18 protein-coding genes are annotated in these 23,889 nt (G+C 68.0%); 8 read left to right on the plus strand and 10 right to left on the minus strand.

Features of this window, described 5'->3' with window-relative positions; genetic code table 11:
• Positions 1-37 precede the first annotated feature (37 nt).
• Positions 38-3,292, plus strand: a complete 3,255-nt coding sequence (locus JMT67_RS13785) for a TonB-dependent receptor (protein WP_201463776.1) — start codon at positions 38-40, stop codon at positions 3,290-3,292.
• A gap of 66 nt (positions 3,293-3,358) precedes the next feature.
• A complete protein-coding gene (locus tag JMT67_RS13790; protein ID WP_201463777.1) occupies positions 3,359-4,852 on the plus strand; it encodes a CehA/McbA family metallohydrolase in 1,494 nt (497 codons plus the stop codon).
• 29 nt (positions 4,853-4,881) lie between these two features.
• Here the strand turns inward: JMT67_RS13790 and JMT67_RS13795 are convergent, their stop codons facing one another.
• The 3 genes from JMT67_RS13795 to JMT67_RS13805 all read right to left on the minus strand — a co-directional run bounded on the left by JMT67_RS13795 (position 4,882) and on the right by JMT67_RS13805 (position 10,827).
• Positions 4,882-7,020 (minus strand): TonB-dependent receptor plug domain-containing protein, encoded by a 2,139-nt coding sequence (locus JMT67_RS13795; RefSeq protein ID WP_201463778.1) that lies wholly within the window; start codon positions 7,018-7,020, stop codon positions 4,882-4,884.
• Between the two features lie 104 nt (positions 7,021-7,124).
• A complete protein-coding gene (locus tag JMT67_RS13800; protein WP_183218000.1) occupies positions 7,125-7,604 on the minus strand; it encodes a hypothetical protein in 480 nt (159 codons plus the stop codon).
• A 217-nt stretch (positions 7,605-7,821) separates the two neighbouring features.
• A complete protein-coding gene (locus JMT67_RS13805; protein ID WP_201463779.1) occupies positions 7,822-10,827 on the minus strand; it encodes a TonB-dependent receptor in 3,006 nt (1,001 codons plus the stop codon).
• A gap of 225 nt (positions 10,828-11,052) precedes the next feature.
• On the opposite strand from JMT67_RS13805, the gene JMT67_RS13810 reads away from it, so the two are divergent.
• A complete protein-coding gene (locus JMT67_RS13810; protein ID WP_201463780.1) occupies positions 11,053-12,723 on the plus strand; it encodes an FAD-binding dehydrogenase in 1,671 nt (556 codons plus the stop codon).
• Between the two features lies 1 nt (position 12,724).
• Here JMT67_RS13810 and JMT67_RS13815 read toward each other — a convergent pair whose 3' ends face one another.
• Together JMT67_RS13815 and JMT67_RS13820 are read right to left on the minus strand one after the other, a co-directional pair.
• Positions 12,725-13,177: a DUF2147 domain-containing protein gene (locus JMT67_RS13815; protein ID WP_201463781.1), complete on the minus strand. Its 453-nt coding sequence runs from the start codon at positions 13,175-13,177 to the stop codon at positions 12,725-12,727.
• Complete coding sequence (locus tag JMT67_RS13820) at positions 13,177-13,962, minus strand: Coq4 family protein (RefSeq protein WP_325100341.1); 786 nt, start codon at positions 13,960-13,962, stop codon at positions 13,177-13,179. The genes JMT67_RS13815 and JMT67_RS13820 overlap by 1 nt, the downstream gene beginning before the upstream one ends.
• Before the next feature lie 59 nt (positions 13,963-14,021).
• Between JMT67_RS13820 and JMT67_RS13825 the strand changes: the two genes are divergently transcribed.
• Complete coding sequence (locus JMT67_RS13825) at positions 14,022-14,636, plus strand: TetR/AcrR family transcriptional regulator (protein ID WP_201463782.1); 615 nt, start codon at positions 14,022-14,024, stop codon at positions 14,634-14,636.
• Positions 14,637-14,640: 4 nt separating this feature from the next.
• Here the strand turns inward: JMT67_RS13825 and JMT67_RS13830 are convergent, their stop codons facing one another.
• Both JMT67_RS13830 and JMT67_RS13835 read right to left on the minus strand, forming a co-directional pair.
• The gene (locus JMT67_RS13830) at positions 14,641-16,548 is read right to left on the minus strand and encodes a PAS domain-containing hybrid sensor histidine kinase/response regulator (protein ID WP_201463783.1); all 1,908 of its coding nucleotides are present in this window, start codon (positions 16,546-16,548) and stop codon (positions 14,641-14,643) included.
• A complete protein-coding gene (locus JMT67_RS13835; RefSeq protein ID WP_201463784.1) occupies positions 16,549-17,361 on the minus strand; it encodes an alpha/beta fold hydrolase in 813 nt (270 codons plus the stop codon). It lies immediately after the preceding gene.
• Positions 17,362-17,579: 218 nt separating this feature from the next.
• On the opposite strand from JMT67_RS13835, the gene JMT67_RS13840 reads away from it, so the two are divergent.
• On the plus strand, positions 17,580-18,473 hold the full coding sequence (locus JMT67_RS13840) for an SDR family oxidoreductase (RefSeq protein ID WP_201463785.1): 894 nt from the start codon (positions 17,580-17,582) through the stop codon (positions 18,471-18,473).
• Between the two features lie 36 nt (positions 18,474-18,509).
• On the opposite strand, the gene JMT67_RS13845 is transcribed toward JMT67_RS13840, so the two are convergent.
• From JMT67_RS13845 to JMT67_RS13855, 3 genes are read right to left on the minus strand one after another with little or no spacing between them, the layout of a single operon-like run.
• Positions 18,510-19,112, minus strand: coding sequence for a cysteine hydrolase family protein (locus JMT67_RS13845; protein ID WP_201463786.1), 603 nt, complete (start codon positions 19,110-19,112; stop codon positions 18,510-18,512).
• Between the two features lie 2 nt (positions 19,113-19,114).
• Positions 19,115-19,345 carry a hypothetical protein gene (locus tag JMT67_RS13850; RefSeq protein ID WP_152949573.1) on the minus strand — a complete coding sequence of 77 codons (231 nt, stop codon included), beginning with the start codon at positions 19,343-19,345 and terminating at the stop codon, positions 19,115-19,117.
• Between the two features lie 4 nt (positions 19,346-19,349).
• Positions 19,350-19,895, minus strand: coding sequence for a hemerythrin domain-containing protein (locus tag JMT67_RS13855; RefSeq protein WP_182715102.1), 546 nt, complete (start codon positions 19,893-19,895; stop codon positions 19,350-19,352).
• A 175-nt stretch (positions 19,896-20,070) separates the two neighbouring features.
• On the opposite strand from JMT67_RS13855, the gene JMT67_RS13860 reads away from it, so the two are divergent.
• From JMT67_RS13860 to adhP, 3 genes are all read left to right on the plus strand, one after another.
• A complete protein-coding gene (locus tag JMT67_RS13860; protein ID WP_201463787.1) occupies positions 20,071-21,039 on the plus strand; it encodes a GAF domain-containing protein in 969 nt (322 codons plus the stop codon).
• A 146-nt stretch (positions 21,040-21,185) separates the two neighbouring features.
• Positions 21,186-22,703 carry an acetaldehyde dehydrogenase ExaC gene (gene exaC, locus JMT67_RS13865; RefSeq protein ID WP_201463788.1) on the plus strand — a complete coding sequence of 506 codons (1,518 nt, stop codon included), beginning with the start codon at positions 21,186-21,188 and terminating at the stop codon, positions 22,701-22,703.
• Positions 22,704-22,844: 141 nt separating this feature from the next.
• Positions 22,845-23,876 carry an alcohol dehydrogenase AdhP gene (gene adhP, locus JMT67_RS13870; protein WP_201463789.1) on the plus strand — a complete coding sequence of 344 codons (1,032 nt, stop codon included), beginning with the start codon at positions 22,845-22,847 and terminating at the stop codon, positions 23,874-23,876.
• Positions 23,877-23,889 lie beyond the last annotated feature (13 nt).

The following is a 23,889-nucleotide window of genomic DNA, read 5'->3' on the forward strand; positions in this document are numbered from 1 at the left end:
TCATCTCGGCCAGAGCGCCGGAATATCGGGGGATAGAATGACCAAACGCATCTACGACTTCCGCGCCTCGGCCCTGGCCGTGGCGATCGCCGCCGGCGCCTGCGCCGCTGTGGTCACGCCTGCGGCCGCCACCGCTCCGGCGTCGTCCGACGCCGCGGCGCCGATCGCCTTCAACATTCCCCCCGGCGCGCTGGGCGAGGCTCTGATCCGCCTGTCGCGCGCCACGGGCCTCACTGTGGTCGCCGACCCTGAGGTCGTCGCGGGGCGGACGACGCAGGGCGCGGTCGGCCGCCTGACCGTCGAGCAGGCGCTGGATCAGCTTCTGCGCGGCCAGGACCTGTCCTACCAGCGCAGGTCCAATGTCGTAGTCATTCGGCCTGGGGCGCGCGCACCCCAGGCGGCGACGGATCGCGCCGTCCGCCAAGCCGATCAGCAAGCCGCAGCGCAGCTGGAAGAGGTGGTGGTGGTCGGCACCCGCCGCGACGCCGGCTTCAGGGCGTTCCAGGCGATCCAGCCCGTGTCGATGCTGTCGGCCGCCGACCTACAGCATACCGCCACCCACAACGCCGCCGAGATTCTGGGGCTGCTGCCCAGCGTCAACGTCATGCAGAACGGCAGTTCGTTCCTGAGCGGCAGCAACGCCTATGCGATCGACGGCGCCTCGCGCGGCGAAGGCCAGTTCGTCTCGATCCGGGGCATGAACGCCGAATACAATGTGACCCTGCTGAACGGGGTGGAGGTGGCCCAGGCCCAGGCCTACTCCCGCGCGGTGCAGCTGAACCTTCTGCCGCCCGCGGCGGTGCAGACCGTGGTCTTGCGAAAGACCTCCACCCCCGACATGAACGGCGACGCCATCGGCGGGACAATTGATTTCCGCACCCCCACCGCCTTCGACTTTTCGGGACGGTCGCGCGGGTCGTTCAGCGTCAGCGGGCGTCTTGAAAGCCAGGCCCTGCGGCTGGACGCGGACGGCGCCGGTCAGGGCGTCGCCGCCGAATACGGCCGCAAGCTGGATGCGGAGGAACGGTTCGGCGTCTACGCCAGCGGCTATTATTCGGTACGAAACTACGCCAATTCGCTGATGGGCGGATTGCAGGCTGCGGCCAGCGGCGACGATTCCCGCGCCTATGCCGTGGTGGACGCCGACGGGAACAATCCCGCCGGGGTCGACCCGATCTCCAACATCCTCCTGGCGGGGATGAACATCGGCGTGTCCAGCGGCCGGACGGAGATGTGGGGGGGAACGCTTTCGCTGGATTGGCGGCCGGACGCCGACACCAGCGTCTATCTCCGGGGAACCTCCGCCCGCTATTTCACGACCCAGAACTCCAGCCTGAACCAGATCATCGGCGAACACGCCGTCAATCGCGAGGGGCGCAGTCCGTTCAAGACCGACCTGGACGGGAATTTCATCCTCGACAGGAACGGCGCCAAGATCGTCAGCGACAATGTGTACAAGACCGACGCCGCAGGCGGCTACATCCTGGATGCCGACGGCAACAAGGTCTTCCAGGGCAAGTACATCGACCTGGGCGGCGGTCGCTACGGCACCACAATTCCCTTCGTCTCGAACCGGCTCTGGTACGAGACCAACCCGGAACGGGCGGAGCTGATCACCCTGTCTCTGGGCATGGACAAACATGCGAACGGCTGGACGTTCGCTCCCAACGCCTTCTATTCACAGGGGCGCAACGATCGCCCGGACCATCTGGAGCTTTGGACCACTTCGGTGCCGATCGGCGGCGCCAGCGCCGGGGCCTCCCCGTTCGGACGGCCGACCCTGGTGAGCTATAATTCCAGCGGCTACCCCGTGCCCCAGCTGACGCCGGACATGGAAAGGGCGGCCTCCAGTCCCGGCTCCATGCCCGCCGCCTGTTGCTACGAAAAGACCACCGGCCTCAGCGAGCAGACCAAATACGGCGCCAAGCTGGACGTCAGCCGCGAAAGAGACGGCGATTTCGCCCGTCTGATCAGCGGGGGGCTTCGCTACGTGCGCAGCAGCCGCGACGTCAGCAACCGCGACTGGACGGTGAACGAACCCAATCCTTTAGCCACGATCGCCGATGACCGCCGACTGCTGAAGGGGTATTTTCCGGGCTTTCCCGGTCAGTACGACTATCCGATCCCCGATTTCGATCTGGATGAACTGTCGCGTCGCTTCGGCGCCCTGACCGACACCCAGGCCAAGCTGGACGCCGCCAGCGACATCTGCACCGGAAGCGACTCCGCCTGGAAGGTCGTCACCAACGAGAACTGCAACACCCTGAGCGGCAGCGAGGCGGTGTGGGCCGGCTATATCAGCGCCTTGTCCGTTTTCGGCGACGCCCAGGTGGTGGCGGGCCTGCGTTACGAAAAGAGCATCATCCACAACCGCTACTGGGTGCGGCAATGGAATGAGGCGGGGGACGAGGTTCTGGGCGCCTTCGACAGCAACCGATCCGCCTATTCAAAACTGCTGCCCAGCATCGCCCTGACCTATCGCCCCAGCGATCGCTCCGTCTATCGCGCCAGTCTTTGGACCAGCTACACCCGGCCGCCCTTCTTCCAACTGGGGGGATCGGCGACCCAGACCTATGATCCGGCGACGCGCGTGACCTCGATCACGCGCGGCAATCCGGACCTCAAGACGATCGACGCGATCAATTTCGACGTCAGCGGCGGGTGGACCTTCGATCAACACGGCTATCTGAACGTCGGCGCCTATTACAAGCACCTGTCCAACTACATCTACGGCAGCGGCTCGAACTATGTGAACTCCGAACGCGGCCAGGTCAGCCGAGTCATCGTCAACCAGCCCCGTAACGGCGGCGACGGGGATCTGTTCGGCGTCGAGTTCGAAGGGCAGCAGAAGCTGGGCGCGCTGAACCCTGTGCTCGACGGTTTCTCCATCGGTGGAAATCTGACGCTGCAGCATTCCGAAGTCGATATCGGCGCCGACTGGGGCCGCCATCAGCGCATGCAGAACGCGCCGAACGTGACCGGCAATATCGGCGTCTTCTATGCCGACGACCGCTTCACCCTGGATCTTCTCTATCGCTACACCAGCGACTTCCTGCAGAAGTACGATCTGTTCTCGACGGGCTCGAGCTGGAGCGACGTCTGGGTCCGCCCGACGAGGCGGGTCGATCTGCACGCGGGCTATCGTCTGGGCGCGGTCGATCTGGATCTTTCGATTGCGAACCTGACCGGAACCTACAGCTATTGGTCGCATGTCGGCCGCAACAGCTCCGCCATCTCCGACATCGTCCAGTCGGGGCGGACGGCCCTCCTGACCGCCAAATACAGCTTCTAGTTCAGCCTTTCCGGCGCGCGGCGACGCCGCGCGCCGTCCCGGCTCTGATGAAGAGGAAAGATCCTCATGAAAACGCCGCTCTGCGCGACGCTCGCCGCGCTCGTCCTTTTCGCCGCCGGCTCGGCCTTGGCCGCCGACCGCCGCGTCGATCCTCCCGAACAGGTCATCACCGGCCGTCTGACTCGCGCCGATCACCAGACCCACCGCGAAGTGGTCTTCACGGTGCCGCCCGGCGCCACCCGGGTGACCGTTCGTTTCCGCTATCTCAGGCGCACCCAGGACGCAGGGGTCGATATCGGCGTGTTCGACCCTGAGCGCTTCAGGGGGTGGAGCGGCACGACCCGCGAAGTCTTCACCCTGTCCACGGAAGAGGCGACGCCGGGCTATCTGCCCGGCCCGCTGCCGGCGGGACGTTGGCGGCTGGTTCTCAGCGCCTCGCAGATCCGACCCGGCGCCGAGATCGAGTACGAGACCCGCGTCGCCGTCGAAACCCGCCCTCGCCCGGTCGAGTTCGCAGACGCCCCGATCAATCCCGCGCCGGGCTGGTATCGCGGCGATTTCCACGTCCACACCGGCGATTCCGACGGCAGCTGCGCGGCCCACAGCGGACGGGAGACCCATTGCCCCGTCTATCGCGCCGTCGAAACAGCTGCGGGCCGAAACCTGGATTTCGTCGCCATCACCGATCACAACACCACCGCCCACTACAATGAGATGCGCGAGTTGCAGGAGCATTTCGACAAAGTGCTTCTGGCGCCGGGGCGGGAGATGACGACCTTCTTCGGCCACGCCAATGTCTTCGGCCTGACGCAGTTCCTCGAGTACCGGATGACGCAGCCCGACGCTGCGGACGCCTTGTCGTGGATTCAGGCGGCCAACGACTCCGGCGGCCTGGTGTCGGTCAACCACCCCGGCGTAGCGACCGGAGAGGAATGTATGGGCTGCGGCTGGTCCGTCGATCCCCTTCCACCCGGCTCCATCGGCGCGGTCGAGGTGGTGAACGGCGGCACCCTGGACGAGTTCGGCACGCCCGAGGGCCCTAAACAGGGGTTCGACCTGTGGGACCGACTGCTCAATCAGGGCGAACACGTCACCGGGATCGGCGGCAGCGACATCCACAATCCGGACCTTCCGACCGAACGTCTGGGCACGCTCGGCTCCCCTACCACGGCGGTCTATATGCCCGAGCTTTCGGTCAAGGGGCTGCTGGCGGGCGTCCGATCCGGTCGGGTGTTCATAGATATCGACATGCGGCCTGATCGGCTGCTGGATCTACGGGCGGAGGCGGGGCCCGCCCGGGCCGAGATGGGCGGATCGCTCCCGCTGGCTCGGGGGGCGACGGCGACCTTCTTCGTCACCGCGCGCGGCGTGCCCGGCGGGCAGATCGAGGTGATCGAGGACGCGGCTCTGGTTCCGGCCCTGGCCCGTCCGACCCCGGCGGAGGGCGAGGCGAGCTTCGCCGTATCCGGAGATGGCGCGCGCCACTGGATCCGGGTTCAGGTCCGCGACATCCACGGTCGCCTCGTCCTCATCGGCAATCCGATCTACATCACCCCCTGACGCGGGCTCCCGCTGTTGGGCCTGCACATCTAGAACCGCTTGCCCAGGGTGATCTCGATGCGGCGGCCGACGGGGTCGCGGCTGTCGCGCCCGTAGCCGGGGGCGGGTGCGCCGTCGGCGAGGCGGGCGGAGGGGCGTTCGTCGGTCAGGTTCTGGATCGACAGCTCCAGCCGCGCCCCTTCCGCCCGTCGCCCGGACACGTCCCGGAAGAGGCGATAGGTCGCCTTCAGGTCCAGGCGGGCGAAGTCGCTGATCCGCAGGTCGGCCGGGCCGTCTTCACCGATGGTCGCCCGGCTGCGATAGCCCGCCGTCCACCGGCCGGTGACGTCGATCTTCAGCGGCCCCTTCATCCGGCTGAGCGTCCATCCCAGGTCCTGGCCGGACACGCCGCCGCCGTCACCGGCCAGCCGATCCAGGACCGGCAGGCCCCGGCCCAGCTCGGTCCGGTCGGTCAGCCGCCAGGTGTGAAACAGGTTGACCGTCCAGGTCGCGGCGGAGGCCTCCGGATCGACCGGCGGGTTCAGGCTCAGACTGGTGGTCAGAGACCGGGTCTCTGAAGCCGTGGCGTTGAAGGGGCGCAGGTCGATCCGAACGAGACGGCCCGACGCATCGCGCAGGAACCGGTCAGGATAGGCGGCCTCGGTCTGTGGCGTCGGCTGAAGCGTCGACGAGATCCCGTCGCGCGTGCGGGCCAGGGACAGGCCCTGGTTGAAGCCGACGCTCCACCGGGTGAAGGGGCCCAGCGACAGGTTTAGAGCCGCGCCTTCGGACCGGGCGGCGGTCAGGTCGGGATTTCCGCCGACCAGGGTCTGGACCTCGACCGCCTCACCGGTGCGGAAGTCATAGACGACGGCGTTCGGGCCCTGGCGCGGCGGGGCGAAGCGGTCCAGGTCGCTGGGCGCGGTCAGGGTGCGGTTCCAACTGGCGCTGAGGCTGACCTTGTCACGCGGCTGCCAGGCGGCGCCCAGGTCCAGACTGTTTCCGCCCCCGGCGTCGGTGTCGCGGCCCCCCGCGCCCAGGCTGACGGACAGGCCGCCCAGGCTCACGCCCCCGATCTTGAGGGTCTTCGCCTCGTCCTCCAGACCAGGCGGCGGCGCAGGCTGGGACAGGGGGACGGTGATCTGCCCCTGCCAGGCGGAGGCCGTCGTGGCGCGCCGGTCCGCCTCTCCCCCAGCCTCCGTCCGGGTTCGGTTCCGGTTCGCATCGGCGGACAGATTGACGGCGATCGGGCCGGCGCCCAGGCCCGGCAGGCTGCGGTTCAGGGCGACCGCGCCGCTCCAGCTCATCAGGTCGGTCTGGGAAGGCGTCGGGCCTTCGGCCTTTACGACATCGGCCGTGGCGAGGAGATTGACCTGGGCGGTCCAGTCGAGAACCGAACCGCTGAGGCCGCTGCGCACCTCCCAACGGCGGGTGTCGGTGGAGAGAACCGTCAGGCCGTCGGCGTCCCGCGCGGTCGATCGGCTGGAGGTCTGGCTCGCCGAGGCGTTCAGGCTGGCGGCCCAGTCGCCCAGGCTGCGGTTGAAGGCGGCGTTGGCCGACAGAAACCGGCTCTCGGGCGTCAGGCTGACGCCCGCGCTGTCGGGGTGATCACGCAGATAGGCCTGGCGATCATCGGCGAGAAGGGCAGAGACGTCGCGCAGGGTCAGGGTCAGGTTGGTGATGTTGCGGTCCTGGAGCCCGGACTGGCGCGCCGTGGCGGAAAGCTCGCGAAAGCCCCCGGCGGTCGGGGCGGCCGCCGTCAGGGCGCCGTCGCGGCTGGCGAAACTGCGCTGAAGGACCAGGTTGAAGACCCGGCCGGAGGGAGAGCCGCCGTATTCCGCCGCCGAACCGGCCGGCAGGACCTCCAACCGCTCCAGGGCGTCGGGCGGCAGGTCCAGAAAGACGGAGGGGTCCGGCATGCGGACGCCGTTGATGATGATCACGGGCGGCTGGCCGGGGCTGAACTGACGCGCGGCCTGGCCCAGGACGTCGCCGACGCTGCCGCCGGCGAGGGCGTCGATGCGGGCGGCGTCATATTCATACTGGGGCGGGGTGCGCGCCGCTCCTCGCCGGGCGGCCACCTCCACGTCGGGCAGGACGGTCACCGGGGGCGGATCGGCCTGCGGCGCCGGCGTCGCCTGGACGGCGGCGGCGCTGAACCCGGCGAGCGTGAGACAGAGGGAGATCACAGGGACAATCTAGGAGCGAGCCGGACCGCGCGGAAAGAAAAAAGGCCGGGCGTCGCGGACGCCCGGCCAGGCTTTCAGGTTTAGGATCCGGGGACCAGCCGAGCCTAGAGGATTTGCAGACCCGGAATACGGATCGAGCCGCTGACGATGGTGCAGTTGCGACCGCCGGCGTTCACGGGGGGCAGGACGTTGTTGTTGAAGGTCGCCGTGCTGGTCGCATTGTTCCAGGCGACCACCACCGTGCCGTAGCAGGGATCGTTGGCCACGGTGTTGGCGCCGATGGTCAGGGCGATCGAGGTGGTCGATCCCGGCACCACGGCCGCGCTCCAAGCGCCGGACGGCGCAACGGCCAAGCAGGCGATGCCGCCGGGCGAGATGCTGCGAGTCGGGATGGGCGCGCTGGTCGCGCTCAGCGGGCTTGCGGTGATGGAGACGTTGCAGGTGACGCTGATCGTTTGCGACAGGGTCACAGAACCCGATCCGGATACGCTGCCCGAGCTGGGCGAGAAGGATTGGGCGAAGCTGGGGGAAGCGACGGCGACGGAAGCGAGCGCCGCAGCTGCGATGGAAAGCATCTTGATCATGGTAGTCCTCCCTTTGAGTGGGTCCTTGGTTGGACCCGTTGAGCGTGTGTTCACCCGCTAGGGGCGATGTACTTACAACGCGGAAGGTAGGTGAGAGTCAAGGAGAAATACGTATATTTTTCAATGATATAAAACGACATAAGGCCGTCCTGTCGGCGTCTCTTGACGTCGGGGACGGCCTTACAGGGTGGCCGGGAAGACCGGCCTGACGTCAGCCTCAGAACGACTTGGTCAGCCGCACGGCGAACAGCCGCGGGTCCAGGGTGAAGACATTGGTCGTCAGCCCGGTGTCGTCCGAGTTGGTGAAGGCGTCGACGATGGGCGCATCGTCGAAGACGTTCTTGACATAGGCCTGGAGCTTCAGGCCCCGCGCCTCATTGGTCAGGGACACCGACAGGTTCAGATTGTCCCAGCCCTCCAGCCGGTCGTATTCGGTGTTGTAGACGCGGAAGAAGCTCTCGCCCTGGCGATAATAGTCGCCGCGCAGCGTCAGGTCCCAATCGCCCAGGAACCAGCTGTACTGGGCCCCGATGTTGGCGGTCCAGTTGGGCGAGTTAGGAAGTTCATTGCCGCCCAGGTCGGCCTCGAAACCCCGTCCGCCGTTCGGCGCCTCGGTCAAGGGATCGTAGGTGAAGCCGTAGAGCGCCCAGAAGGGAAGGATGGAGTTGAAGTTGGGGTTGAAGGTGCCGAACCGCGACGAGCCGGCGCACAGGGCGCTCAGCGCCAGATTGGCCGCATCGGGTCCGAAAGCGCTGTTGAGGATGGTTTCAGCATAGGCGCGCGGGGCGATGCAGTTCGACGGCACCTGGATCCAGGGACGGATGGTGATCCAGTCGGGGTCGCCTTGGGTGCGGTCCATGACGTTGATGGACCGCTCGCCGTCGGCGATGCGGGACTTCAGATAGCCGAGATTGCCGTCGATCTGGAAACTGGGCGTCGGCCGGTAGACCGCTTCAAGCTCCAGACCCCAGATTTCAGCGTCGAAATTCTCATTCAATGAGATGCGATCGACGATCTGGGAAACCTGATAGTCCTTGTAATCATAGTAGAAGCCGGTCGCGTTCAGCCGCAGCGCCCCGTCCATCAGCGTATTCTTGGCGCCGATTTCGAAGGCGTTGACGTATTCGGGATCAAAGGTGCTGGCCAGGGGCTGGTACTGGACGACCCTTGGGTCCAGCTCCAGGCGAGGCGGATTGGTGCCGCCCCCCTTATAGCCGCGGGAGAAGGAGGCGTAGACCAGGGTGTCGTCGGTGAAGGACAGATCGGGTGTCCAATCCAGCACGATCCGGCCGGTGACCGCCTCCCACTTCTGTTCGATGTCCGGCAGGGCGTAATAGCCCCGACGCACGAATCCGCCCGACCCCGGACCGGACCCGCCGCCGAGCGGCGCGCCCAGCAGCAGCTGGCTGGGATAGGGTGTCGTGTCCTTGCGGTCCTCGGTATAGCGCAGGCCGGTCGTCAGCCGCAGTTCCGGCGTCAGGTCCCAGTAGCCCTCGCCGAAGACGGCCCAGGAGCGGGTGTGGACGACGTTCTTGCTGCGGAAATAGTTGTGACCTTCGCCGTTGATTTCGCTCAGCGGATTGGGGTCGACATAGACGCATTCGAACACGCGATCGTCATCGCAGGGTACGGTTTGCGAACTTCCGTCCGGACCCAGCTCGAAGTTGTAGAAATATTCGGCGAGGTAGGAGAAGGTGTTGTTGAAAACGTAGTAATCGTCCTGCGACTTGAAGTCCAAATAGTTGGCGCCGAGGCTGAAGTTGAAATCGCCCGCCATGTCGGACTGAAGGCGGAACTCCTGATACCATTGTCGATTGTCGGACTGGCTGATGTCGGCCGACAGGATCCGGTTTGACGGCCCCAGTTGCGGATCGGTGTAGACGCCGCCGGGCGCGGCCGGCGACGGAATCAGGTCGCCGAAGAAATCGAACACCTGGCTGCTGTCCGAGAAGGCGGGGTTGGAGACGTAGCGCGCATAGTCCTGCGACGCATAATAGTCGTCCTTGGCGTAGGCGGTCTGTGAGAACAGGGTCAGGGTGTCGGTCAGGTCGAATTCGAGATTGACCTGGACGACGTCGTTCTCGGCCCGGAAGACGGGATCGTAGTTGGTGGCGATCTCACGCAGGTCTCGCGACTGCACGACGCCCTCATAGGGGTCGAAGCCCTGTGGGATCGGATAGACGCTGGCGCCGTTTGCGTCGAAGCCGCCCAGGCTGAAGAAACCGGACAGCAGCCGGATCGGCCCGAAGGAACCACCGTTGGGCGCCCCATAGGCGGCGTCGGAATACAGTGAACCCGGCAGACAGCCCTGGCTCAACTGATCTTGATTGTAAGGGGTGGTGATCGTCGCCGATCCGACCTGGGTCGGACCCGGATCGGTGGTGCACAGCTGTTTGCCGGTGCGGGAGCGGTGGTCGTCTTCCTCGAAATGCTCCCAGATCGCATTGGCGCGGAACCGCGCCGTCGGCTCCCACCGGGCCGACAGACGGGTGGTGAACAGGTCGCGGTCGTTCACATGGGTGTCGTTGAAGCTGTTGTAGTCGAAGCCGTCGCGCTGGGTGAAGCCGAAGGCGCCGCGCACGGCGAAGGTGTCGCCGAAGGGGACGTTGAGCATGGCCTGGCCGCGCCGGCTGTCATAGTTGCCCAGTTCGCCCGTGGCGAAGCCCTCCGACCGGAACTTGGGCAGTTCGGGGAACATGTTGACGACGCCGCCGGTGGCGTTGCGGCCGTAAAGCGTCCCCTGCGGCCCGCGCAGCACCTCGACCCGAGCGACGTCCAGATATTCCTGCTCGAACAGCCGGTTGCGGATCAGGGGAGTGTTGTTGAAGCTGACGGCCACGGCCGGGTCGCTGGAGGCGGACACCGCCTTGGTCCCGATCCCGCGGATCGAGAAGTTGTACATGCTGAAGTTGGACTTGGAGAAGGACACGTTCGGCACGGCGCGCAGCAGTTCCGATCCCCCCTCGATCTGGCGCGATTCCAGGGCCTCGGCCGACAGGGCCGAGACGGCGATGGGCACGTCCTGAACGGACTGTTCGCGCTTCTGGGCGGTCACGATGATGTCGTCCACCACCGCGGGCGCGGCCTGCGGCGACTGACCGGCCTGCGGCGCTGGAGCTGCGGGCGGCGTCGTCTGGGCCAGGGCGGGCGCCCCGGCCATCAGCAGGGCTGTGGCGGAGACCGAGAGCGCAAGGCGCGCGCGAGTGCGGACGGCTGAAACCATGTGATCCTCCCTGAGCACGCCGGGCTGAGACGGCGTCCTGATGTGCGTTTCCTCCCGCCTGATGTTTCCGCTCGACGGGGCGGGGCCACCGGCGGTTGTCGCCAGCTTCGCACTACTCACTCTCATGTCAATACCTATTGACAATGATGTCGGTTGACGGCCATCCGCAGACGGTGCGATTTCAGACTTTCGCGAGGGCTGAGGGCGCGGATCAGGAGGGACGAAATGGACTGTGACGCCATAGTCGTCGGGGCGGGCCTGGCCGGCCTGGTCGCCGCCAATGAACTGGTCCAGGCCGGGCGCAGGGTGGCGGTGGTGGATCAGGAGAACGCCGCCAATCTGGGCGGTCAGGCCTTCTGGTCCTTCGGCGGCCTGTTTCTGGTGGACAGCCCCGAACAGCGGCGTCTGGGGGTGCGCGACAGTTTCGACCTGGCCTGGTCCGACTGGCGCGGCAGCGCCGGCTGGGACCGGCTGGACGGCGCCCTGGCCGAGGACGAATGGGCCGCCCGCTGGGGCCGGGCCTATGTCGAGTTCGCCGCCGGCGAAAAGCGCGACTGGCTGCGCCGCCATGGAATCCGCCTCACCCCCATGGTCGGCTGGGCCGAACGGGGCGACGGCCGGGCCCAGGGGCACGGCAACTCCGTCCCGCGTTTTCATGTGCCCTGGGGCACGGGGACGGGCGTCAGCGGTCCTTTCGCCGCCCGCGCCCTGGAGGCCCAGACCCAGGGGCGGCTGACCTTTCACTTCCGCAGTCGGGTGGATCAGCTGATCGTCGAGGCCGGCCGCGTGACCGGCGTGGCGGGCGTCCGCCTGGCGCCCAGCGAGGCTCCGCGGGGCGCGGCCTCCAGCCGCGAGGTCGTGGGCGATTTCACCCTGCGGGCGCCGTCGGTCCTGATCGCCACCGGCGGCATCGGCGGGAACCACGACAAGGTGCGCCGCTTCTGGCCCAAACGGCTGGGACGGCCGCCGCGGACGATGGTCACGGGCGTGCCCGCCTATGTCGACGGACGGGGGTTGGACATCGCCGAGGCGGCGGGCGCCCGCCTCGTGAACCGGGACCGGATGTGGCACTATGTCGAGGGGCTGCGGAACTGGAACCCGATCTGGCCCGGACACGGCATCCGCATCCTGCCCGGCCCCTCGTCCCTGTGGCTGGACGCCCTGGGGCGGCGACTGCCTTTCCCCGCCCTGCCGGGCTATGACACCCTGTCCACCCTGCGCTATCTGCGCACCACGCCGGACCTGGCTGAGCACGACCATTCCTGGTTCATCCTGACCCAGTCGATCATCGAAAAGGAGTTCGCCCTTTCAGGGTCGGAGCAGAACGGCGACATCACCTCGGGCGACTGGCTGCGGGTGCTGAAGACGCGGCTGGGCAAGGGCGCCTCGCCCGAGGTCGAGGCCTTCAAGGCCAAGGGGGCGGACTTCGTGGCAGCCCAGGAGCTGGAGACCCTGGTCGCGGGCATGAACGCCCTGACGCCGACGCCCCTGCTGAAGGCCGAGGCGGTGCGGCGGGTGGTGGAGGCGCGCGACGCCCAGATGGCCAACCCCTTCGCCAAGGATCTGCAGGTCCAGGGGGTCCACAACGCCCGCCGCTATCTGGGCGACCGGCTGGCGCGGGTGGCGAAACCGCACCGTCTGCTGGACCCGGCGGCCGGCCCCCTGATCGGGGTCAAGCTGAGCGTTCTGACGCGCAAGAGCCTGGGCGGGGTGCAGACGGATCTGGACAGCCGGGTGTTGCGGGCCGACGGAACGGTGCTGGAGGGTCTCTATGCGGCGGGCGAGGCGGCGGGGTTCGGCGGCGGGGGCGCCCACGGTTACAACGCCCTGGAGGGCACCTTCCTGGGCGGCTGCCTGTTCACCGGACGGGCGGCGGGACGGGCCATGGCGGGCTGATCTAACGCAGCCGGGTCCAGGTCTGGGTGCGGCACAGAAGGGGGGCGATACAGCCGCGCACCGCCAGTCGGCCGCCCTCCATCAGGGTCAGGGTTCCGCGAGAGGCGCGCTGGCCGCTGTCCGGGTCATAGAGGGGGCCGCCAGACCAGGTCGTGGGGCCGCCGGTGAAGCCGTCCAGAACGCGCAGCCCCCTGAGCGGCCGGCTCCGCAAGTCCGGGTCGCGGTTGCGCACATCGGTCTGATCGGGATTTCGACGCAGGGGGGCGGCGTCCACCACTCGGCCGCACAGGGCGGCGCCGCAGCGGTGGATTTCGACCACCCCGCCCTGGGCGGCGGTGCGCCACCGTCCAAGCAGCGGACTGTCCTGGGCCGAGGCCGGAGCGGCGGTCATCACCGCTCCGGTCAGGACCCCGCCGGCCACGGTCAGGGCGGCGGGCCAGGTCCGGCGACGCATCAGCCCCGGACCAGCAGGCGGTTGCGGACCGCGACCGGGATGCGGTCGTAGAGGGTCGGCCCTCCCAGGCCCAGCCGCGCGCGCGCCTGATCCAGCGGCTCAGACATCAGGGCCTCATAGTCCAGGGCCGGCAGCCAGGCCGCCTTCCGCCCCCGGCGCCACGCCTCGAACACGGCGCGGGCGCAGGGATAGCCGGTGCGGGCCTTGGTCATTTCGACGGCGGCGCCGATGGCGATCAGGCCGAAACCCTTGCTGCCCGTCTGAGGCAGGGACAGGGCGACCACGCAGGCCTCGCCCAGGGCGTCCGTGCGATAGCCGGCCAGGATGTGCCACAGGTCATGGATGTCGCGCAGGCGCCGGGCGTACCAGGCGTAGGGATGGGCCGCCTCAATCTCGGTGTCTGCCACCTTGCGGCTTTCGTCGGCCAGGCCGTAGGCCGACAGATTGCGTTCGTCGATGAAGTCCAGATAGGCGCGGCCCACCGATCCGGCGGGCATGGATTCCAGCCAGGGCCGGTCGTGCAGCCGGTCCGCCAGCTCGACCATCTTGAAGGCCTGGCGCGCGCCCTCGGGCGTCTCCAGCATCCGCATATAGCCGCGCCGCACCGAGTTCCCAGCCAGGGCGTTCATGATCTCGAACACCTGGGTGGTGTCTTCCTTGTTCGCGATCAGGCGGCGCAGGGCGCGAAAAGCCCGGCCGATCTCGATCCGCCGGGGGCGCCCCATGCCGTCAGCGCGGGGCCGCGCATCGACCAGGGCGTCGTCCATCATCAGTTCAGCCGTCACTTGCTCTCTCCGGGCGCTGAGCTTAACCAGTGCTATCTACATGGATGTAACTAACAACAATGTCAATAGAGCGCGTTCGTCGCCGTCGTCGCACCCCTGAAGAAGCCCGCCTGGAGGTTCTGGCCTGCGCTCGCGCGCGCCTTTTGGCGGGCGGGCCGGACTCGGTGACCCTGAAGGCCGTCGCCGACGACCTGGGCATGACCCACGCCAATCTGATCCACCATTTCGGTTCGGCCGAGGGGCTGCAGTCGGCCCTGATGGGGTCGATGGTGGCGGATCTGTCGAACGCCCTGGACGCCGCCATCGCCCGGCTGCGCACCGACGAGGGGGCGCCGCTGGAGCTGATCAACGCCGTCTTCGACGCCTTTGCGGAAGGCGGGGCGGGCAAGCTGGCCGCCTGGATCGTGCTGAAGGGCGACCTGACCCATCTGGAGCCGGTCCGGGCGGCTGTGAACGGTCTGGTCGAGGCCATCCGCGACAAGCTGGGCGATCCCCTGACCGCCTCGCCCAAACAGCTGTCCTCGGCGGTTCTGTTCATCGCCCTCAGCGCCTTCGGCGAGGCCCTGATCGGCCCGCCGCTGCGCGACATGCTGGATCAGGACGAGGACGCCAGCCGCCAGGTGGTCGCCGGCCTGCTGCCCTATTTCCTGCTGAAGGCCGAGCGGGGGGAGTAGCCGTTCAGGCGGCTCTCCACGCCTGTTCCGCCGCCGCCTGAAGCACGGCGCCGACGGTCTGCAACAGCACGGCGGCGCCGACGGGCTTGCCCAGCACCTCTGCGGCGCCGGCGGCCCGCGCCTCGGCGACTTCGGGGCGCGAGACGTTGGCGCTGACGACGATCATCGGGGGCGGGCAGGGGTGTTCGGACCGAATCGTCCGCATCGCCGTCAAACCGTCCATCACCGGCATCTGGACGTCCATCAGCACCAGGTCGAAATCCATTGTCCGGCTCAGTTCGACCGCTTCCAGCCCGTTCTCGGCGCAGGTGACTTCCGCGCCCGTAGCGGCCAGAACCGCGTTCAGCACCGCCAGATTGGCGGGATTGTCGTCCACGGCCAAGATGCGGAGGGCGGCGGGCTCCGCATCGGTCGCGGCGGACCTGCCCCCGGGCGTCGACAGCAGAACCGCCGGCGCGCGCAAGGTCACGCGGCTGCCGACGCCGATCGTGCTCTGGGCGGTCAGTTCGCCGCCAACGGCGCGGGCCAGGCCCTCGGCCAGAGCCAGGCCCAGACCCATGCCGCCGTGTTTCCGTGTCGCAGTGACGTCGCGCTGATGGAAGGGGCGGACGAGGGCGTCGAAACTGTCGATGTCGAAACCGCAGCCGGTGTCGGCGACGGTGAAGACCAGGGCGTCGTCTTCGTATTGGACATCCAGAGAAACTGCGCCGGTCTCGGTGAACTTCACCCCATTGGCGACCAGCTGGATCAGGATGCGCTTCAGGGCGTCGCCGTCGGCCGAAACCTGGACGTCGGCGCCCGTGTCCGGGCCGCTCAGGACGATCGGCCGGTCGCCGATCAGGTCGGCGCATTCCGTCAGCACCTCGTCGCACAGGGTCCGCACCGACAGGGGCGACGACTGGGGCGTGAAGCCTCCGCCTTCCAGCTGCGAGAAGTCCAGCAGGGTGGTGATGCGGCGCGTCACCTCGGCCCCGGCCTGGGCCACGGTCTCCAGCGCCTTGTGGGCCGCCTCGGGCAGGGCGTGTCCGCGCAGCAGTTCCAGCGGCGCCAGGACGCTGTTCAGCGGCGTGCGCAGTTCATGGCTCAGATTGGCCAGGAAGCGCGACTTGGCCGCGTCGGCGGCGGCGGCGGCGTCGCGCGCGCGGACCAGGGCGGAGACGTCGAAATTCATCAGCAGCAGGCCGCCGATCGCCCCTTCGGCGTCGCGCCAGGGTATGACCGCCCATTCGAACCACATGTCGACCAGGGCCGAGCGGACGGGCCCCTCGCTGCTCATCGCCTCTCCGGCGAGGGCGCGGGCGTAGACCTTGGGCCAATCGATCTGGGCCGGGCGCGCCCTGGCCGGCGAGTCCACCCTCTGTCCGACCATGTCCTGCGCCGGTCGGCCGTAGGTCTTTTCCCAGGCCTGGCTGACGCCGGTCGCCACCAGGTCGGCATCCGTCATAATCAAGGGCACAGGGCAGTGGCGCACAAAGGCGGAGATCACGTCGCGGGCGGACCGGCGTTCCGCCTCGGCGCGCTTTTCGGCCAGGGGCGCCGCCGCCTCATAGGCGCGACGAACGGGCGCGCGCGAGACGCACAGTTGAATCAGCGGCCCTTCGGTCCCCTGGGTCTGGGCGGCGCTGACCATGACCGGAATCCGATCGCCGTTAGAGGCGAGCACATCCAGGGCCAGCTCCTCCAGCCGCCCGCCCATCGCCAGCTCCTGACGAAGCCGCGTCTGAACCATGATCCGGCTGGCGGGCGTCAGATGATCGACCAGACGGCGATCCTCGGCCTGGTCTCCGGCGTGCAGGTCCAGCAGGTCGGCCAGATAGTCGTTCAGCCACAGCAACCGACCATGGGGATCGACCAGGCCCAGGCCGCCCGGCGCCTGGCTCAACAGATCCAGCAGGACGGACGGACTTTGCATCTAGGCCGCCAGGTCCAGCGGCGGCAGGTCCAGATGGCGACGCAGGGCCGCCTCGACCAGATCGGGTTCGGTCATATGGGGACAGTGGCCCTCGGTCGGCAGGACGACCCGGCGCGCCTGGGGGATGTGGCGCTCCATCCAGTCCCCGACGAAGGTCGGCGCCAGGGCGTCGTCGCGGCTGTCCAGCAACAGGGTGGGGAGAGCCAGGGCCGCAAAGGCGTCGCGGTCGTCAGCGTGGAAGGTGGTGCGGGCGAAATGGCGGGCGATGGCGGGATCGACCCGGCACACGCTCGCGCTCCAGTCGGCCTGACCCTGCGTGGCTGAAGACCCGAGGATCGCAGGCGCGACCGCCGTGGTCCATTCGGCGATGTTCTTGTCCATCAAAGCCAGGAGGTCGGCGATGTCGGCTGGGGTGAAACCGCCGCGGTAGCCTTCGGCGTCCGTGTAGCGGGGCGAACCGCACACCAGGGCCAGGGACTGGAACAGGTCGGGTCGTCGGACGGCGGCGATGACGCCGATGCTGGCGCCCACCGAATGGCCGATGAAGACGACCGGACCCAGGCCGACCGCCTCGATCACCTCGATCAGGTCGTCGGCGTAGCCGCCCAGATCGGCGTGGCGCTCAGGATCGAAACAGGCGCTGTCCGAGGCGCCGGCGCCGACATGGTCAAACAGGACGATGCGGGCCACGCCGTCGAACCGCTCGGCGACCGATCTCCACATGCCCTGGTCGCAGCCGAAGCCGTGCGAGAACAGAAGGACTGGACCCGTGTGACCCGTGACGGCGACGTTGTTGCGGCTCAGAATCGTCATGGCGTCGTCCGCTCAACTTTCATTTGCGACGGCTGTCAGGCCGACCTGAGCAGTTATTTCGAAAAAACCTTAAAAAATCCGCTTCTTGCGTTTCGCAACCACAGATCGGCGTTACGCGGGCTTCGTCAGTTGTCCGCGCTGGGCTCTGTGACGGCTTTTGATCGGAACGGGCGCGGGAGCCTCGTGTTGTTCACGCGACCCAGCCGAGAGGAGACGTCATGGCCGATCGTTTGACGATGCAGGACCCCCGCGACCAATACCCCCTCCCGCCCTTCCCCGAGCAGCCCCAGCCGGCGCCGGGCCTGGCGGTGGAGATGGATCCCAAGCCGGACCATGGGGAGACCAGCTATAAGGGCTCGGGCCGCTTGGCTGGGCGCAAGGCCCTGATCACCGGCGGCGATTCCGGCATCGGCCGCGCCGCCGCCATCGCCTACGCCCGCGAAGGGGCGGACGTCGCCCTGTCCTATCTGCCGTCCGAAGAGAAGGACGCCGCCGAGGTGGCGCAGCTGATCGAGGCCGAAGGGCGCAAGGCCGTCCGCCTGCCCGGCGACGTGACCGACGAGGCCTGGTGCCGCGACCTGGTGTCCCAGGCGGTCGAGGGTCTGGGCGGGCTGGACATCCTGGTGGTCAACGCCGGTCGCCAGCAGTACCGCGAGAGCGTCGGCGAGGTCTCGACCGAGGATTTCGACCGGACGATGAAGACCAATCTCTACGCCCTGCACTGGATCGTCCAGGCGGCGGTCCCCCACCTGCCGGCCGGGGCGGCGGTGATCACCACCGCCTCGATCCAGGCCTATGAGCCCTCGGCCATTCTGCTGGACTATGCGACCACCAAGGCGGGGATCGTCGCCTACACCAAGGCCCTGTCCAAACAGCTTTTGGAGAAGGGAATCCGCGTCAACGCCGTGGCGCCCGGCCCCTTCTGGACCGTGCTTCAGCCCTCGGGCGGCCAGCCGATGGAGAAGGTGGTCCATTTCGGCGAACAGAGCGCCTACGGCCGGCCCGGCCAGCCGGTCGAGATCGCGCCCGTCTATGTGCTTCTGGCGTCCCAGGAGGCCAGCTACGTCACCGGCGAGGTCTATGGCGTCACCGGCGGGGCGGGCATAGCCTGATGCAGACGGCGGACCGGCCCATGACCGGTCCGCCTGTCAGCGCCAGCCGTCCAGGATTTCGTCGACCGTCGCCGTCTCGATCTGCTGCGAGAAGCGGTCGTGATAGAGGCGCAGGAGATCGTCATGGGGGCCATCGGCCGAGCTGCAGACCGCATCCTGGGCGATCACCACCCGATAGCCCAGATCGACGGCCGCCAGCACGGTCGCCAGAACGCAGACGTCGGTCTCGCCCCCGGTGACGATCAGCGTATCCACCCCGCTGCGGCTCAGGACCGCGTCCAGGTCCGAGCCCACCCAGGGCGAATAGACGTGTTTGTCGATCAGCCGGCCGGGCGGGACGAACCGCTGAAGCGGCAGGGCCAGATCGACCAGGCCGGGGTCGATTCGCTCCAGGGTCATGGAGGCCCAGCGCTCCCAGTAGCGGCGCCAGGCGCCGCGACCTTCTCCCGGTCGGGCGGCGGGGATGAAGCGGGTGAAGGCGGTCCGTTCGGGCCGGCCTTCGCACAGGCGCACGATCTGGGGCATGACCCGCTCGGCCCAGTCCAGTCGCCACGCCGTCTCCTCGACAAACATCCGCTGCATGTCGATGCACAGGTGCACCGCATTCTCCGGCACGGCGTCGCGCAGACCCTCGGCCATGGTCAGGCCGCGCCTGCCGCGCCGCTTCCGGCGTTCGGAGAGGAGGGTTCGATCTCCTCGGCGTCTGGCAAGGTCTGGGTGTCGGAGTGGTGTTCGATCCGCCCCGTCTCGACCTCTTCGCGGGCGAAGACCTCCTCCTGTCCCGCCTCCAGCAGCTGATCCTCAGGCCCGCCCAGCCCGCCCTGGGCCAGACCCGAGGCGGCCGAATCGCGGCTGTGGTCGCGGTCGCTCATCGGATCAGGCGGCCTGACGCGCCGAGGCGCCGGTGTAGCGTTCATATTCCTCGCTATAGCGGTCGGTCAGCCGCGCCTGATCCTCGCCCTTCTGCTTCAGGGTGATGAACCAGCCCTTCTCCTCCTCGTACATATGGGTCAGGACGGCGCCTTCGATATGCTCCCACTTGTCCAGCCAGGCGGTGTTGGAAGGGGCGATGTTCTCCAGCTCGGCCATCTGCGCCTTGGCGGTGGTCTGTTCCAGATAGGCGTGGGCGGCGTGCATCTTCTCGCCGGCCTGTCCCAGGGCGGGGTAGAGGACCAGCTCCTCGGCGATCGAATGGCCGTTCAGCACCAGGGCCAGGGCCTTGAGGGCCGCCTGGCGGTCGGCCGCCGACTTCACCTGGCGTCCGCGGGCGAAGGCGGCGCGGATCTCGTCGTGATGGTCCAGAACCAGCGACAGCCAGTCGCCGGGCGCGGCGGCCGCGCGCGCCTGGGCTGTGGCTTCGGCGCGGGCCTCTTCGCCGGGTTGGGGGGTTACGGCGGCCAAAGCCTTGTCGATTATGGACATTCGGGTCTCCTGCGATGCGGAGACAAGGCCGGGGATCAGCAGCCGGTTCCCAATGTCGTCTTTCCAACCTGGGGCTGACCGGGCGACGAGGCGGGGGAGGGGGACCAAGGTCGGATTGACGCGGAGGCTTTGCAGGCGTCTGATCCGGGGACTGTCGATCTTTCGGAGGTCGCCCATGAGCCCGCGGTCCCAGACCGATCACGCCAGCCTGATCCAGCAGGCGCTGGACGAGGGCGCCGGCGCGCGCTCCGCCCTGGCGGCCTCCTGGCGTCGGTCCATCACCCTCTACGGCCTTGATCCGGTGCGGGCCGGGGCTGTGGAGACGATCTCCGAACAGGCGCTGCAGGACGCCCGTCAGGCGATGGAGCCGATGACCCGCGCGGCCGAGGGGGTGCTGGACCGGCTGTTTCTGGCGGTCGGCGGGGTCGGCTGTTGCGTCCTGCTGACCAATGCCGAGGGGGTGCCGGTGGAGCGGCGCGGGGCGGCGGCGGACGACGAGACCTTTCATCGCTGGGGCCTGTGGCCGGGCGCGGTCTGGTCCGAGGCGCATGAGGGCACCAACGGCATCGGCACGGCCCTGGCCGAACACCGCCCCGTCACCATCCACCGCGACCAGCATTTCCACGCCCGCAACACCGGCCTGAGCTGCGTCACCCATCCGATCCACGACCCCTTCGGCCGGCTGGCGGGGGCGCTGGACGTCTCGTCCTGCCGGGCGGATGCGACCGAGGCCATACTGGGTCTGATCTCGGCCGCCGTGGCCGACGCCGCCCGGTCGATCGAGGCCCAGGCCTTCCGTCAGACCTTCTGCGACGCCCGCATCGTCCTGGCCGGAAGCGCGGGCGAACGGAATGCGGCGGCCCTGCTGGCCGTGGATCGCGACGATCTGGTCATCGGAGCGACGCGGGCGGCGCGCCTGTCCCTGTCGATCACCGACGAACGGATCGCCGCCCAGCTGCCGGCCTCGGACCTTCTGACGCCCGGCGCGGCCGAGGCGGATCTGTTGGAGGCGGAACGGGGCGCGGTGCGCCGGGCCCTGGCGCGCAGCGGGGGCAATGTCTCGGCCGCCGCCCGCCTGTTGGGCATCAGCCGCGCCACCCTGCACCGCAAGCTGCACCGGCTGGGTCTGAACGACGCCCAGTAACAGCCTCCTGTAATCTGTCGCAAATCTGCGACAGGTTTGCGCCGCATCATGAACCGGGCTTCTGGCGCGGCGGGCCTTGCGGACCGAGTTTGCCTCAAACGACGCCGGACAATCGGCGCCCGAGGAAACCGCAAGGAGACGCACTCGTGACCAAGCCCGAATTCGCCCGCGCCGCGACGCCCAAGTTCAAGACGCGCTATGACAACTTCATCGGCGGCCGCTGGGTCGCCCCCGTCAACGGCCGGTATTTCGAGAACACCTCCCCGGTGAACGGCCGCGTCCTGTGCGAGGTCGCACGCTCGGACGCGGCCGACGTCGAGCTGGCCCTGGACGCCGCCCACGCGGCGAAGGACGCCTGGGGCAAGACCAGCGTCGCCGAACGCGCCGTGATCCTGAACAAGATCGCCGACCGGATCGAAGCCAACCTCCAGGCCGTCGCCGAGGCCGAGACCTGGGACAACGGCAAGCCGGTGCGCGAGACCCTCGCCGCCGACATTCCGCTGGCGATCGACCACTTCCGCTATTTCGCCGGCTGTATCCGGGCTCAGGAAGGCGGGATCTCGGAACTGGACCACGATACGGTGGCCTATCACTTCCATGAGCCGCTGGGCGTGGTCGGCCAGATCATCCCGTGGAACTTCCCGATCCTGATGGCCGCCTGGAAGATCGCCCCGGCCCTGGCGGCGGGCAACTGCATCGTCATGAAGCCGGCGGAACAGACCCCGGCCTCGATCCTGGTGGTCATTGAGCTGATCCAGGACCTCTTGCCCGCCGGCGTGCTGAACATCGTCTCCGGCACGGGCGCCGAGGTGGGCGAGCCCCTGGCCACCAATCCGCGCATCGCCAAGATCGCCTTCACCGGCTCGACGGCCGTCGGCCAGAAGATCATGGAATATGCGACCCGGAACATCATTCCGGTGACGCTGGAGCTGGGCGGCAAGTCGCCGAACATCTTCTTCAAGGACGTGATGGACGCCGACGACGCCTTCCTGGACAAGGCGCTGGAAGGCTTTGCGATGTTCGCCCTGAACCAGGGCGAGGTCTGCACCTGCCCCAGCCGCGCCCTGATCCACGAAGACATCTATGAGGCCTTCATCGAGAAGGCGATCGCCCGGGTCGAGGCCATCGTCCAGGGCGACCCGCTGGACCCTGCGACCATGATCGGCGCCCAGGCGTCGGACCAGCAGCTGAAGAAGATCCTGAGCTATCTGAAGATCGGCCGCGAAGAGGGCGCCCAGGTCCTGACCGGGGGCGACCAGGCCCAGCTTCAGGACGATCTGGCCGGCGGCTACTACGTCAAGCCGACGGTGTTCAAGGGCACGAACGACATGCGGATCTTCCAGGAGGAGATCTTCGGTCCCGTCCTGGCCGTGACCACCTTCAAGACCTTCGAAGAGGCGATGGAGATCGCCAACGACACCGAATACGGCCTGGGCGCCGGGGTGTGGTCGCGCGACATGAACACCGCCTATCGCGCCGGCCGCGCCATCCAGGCCGGGCGGGTCTGGACCAACTGCTATCACCAGTATCCGGCCCACGCGGCCTTCGGCGGCTACAAGAAGTCGGGCATCGGCCGTGAAAACCACCGGATGATGCTGGATCACTATCAGCAGACCAAGAACCTTCTGGTCAGCTACAGCCCGAACAAGCTGGGCTTCTTCTGATCTGCATCAAGGATGGCCGGCTCCGGATCGGCCATCCTCCGATCGCTCTCTGATCCGTCTGTCCGGAGAGCGGCTCCCAGGCGGGCGGGCCGGTGTCCTGCTTCCGGTCCGCCCGTTCCCCCTTCTGATCGAGGATTAACCATGGCCAAAACCATGAAGGCCGCCGTCGTGCGCGAATTCGGCAAGCCCCTGGTGATCGAGGACGCGCCGATCCCCACCCCCGGACCCGGCATGATCCAGGTGAAGGTCGTCGCCAGCGGCGTCTGCCACACCGATCTGCACGCCGCCGAGGGCGACTGGCCGGTCAAGCCCAATCCGCCCTTCATTCCGGGCCACGAAGGCGTCGGCTACGTCTCGGGCGTCGGCGCCGGCGTCAAACACGTCAAGGAGGGCGACCGCGTCGGGGTGCCCTGGCTCTATTCCGCCTGCGGCCATTGCAAACACTGCCTCGGCGGGTGGGAGACCCTGTGCCACGAGCAGCAGAACACCGGCTATTCGGTGAACGGCGGATTCGCCGAATATGTGGTGGCGGACCCGAACTTCGTCGGCCATCTGCCCGATAACATCGGCTTTGAAGAGATCGCGCCGATCCTTTGCGCCGGCGTCACCGTCTATAAGGGGCTGAAGGTGACGGAGACCAAGCCCGGCGACTGGGTGGTGATCTCGGGCGTCGGCGGCCTGGGCCATCTGGCGGTGCAGTACGCCAAGGCCATGGGGATGAACGTCGCGGCCGTCGACATCGACGACGCCAAGCTGGACCTGGCGCGGCGTCTGGGCGCCTCGGTGACTGTCAACGCCAAGACATCCAACGACCCCGCCGCCGAGATCAAGCGTCAGACCGACGGCGGCGCCCAGGGGGTGCTGGTCACCGCCGTCTCGCCCAAGGCGTTCGAACAGGCCCTGGGCATGACGGCGCGCGGGGCGACGGTCGCCCTGAACGGCCTGCCGCCCGGCGACTTCCCCCTGTCGATCTTCGACATGGTGCTGAACGGCACCACGGTGCGCGGCTCTATCGTCGGCACCCGGCTGGACCTTCAGGAGGCGCTGGACTTCGCCGCCCAGGGCAAGGTCAAGTCCACCATCGCCGTGGAGCCCCTGGACAACATCAACGACATCTTCACCCGGATGCACAGGGGCCAGATCGAGGGCCGGATCGTCATGTCGATCAACTGATCGGCCGGCGCGG

This window comes from Brevundimonas aurantiaca (assembly GCF_904830995.1).
In the GTDB taxonomy this organism is placed as follows: domain Bacteria; phylum Pseudomonadota; class Alphaproteobacteria; order Caulobacterales; family Caulobacteraceae; genus Brevundimonas; species Brevundimonas aurantiaca.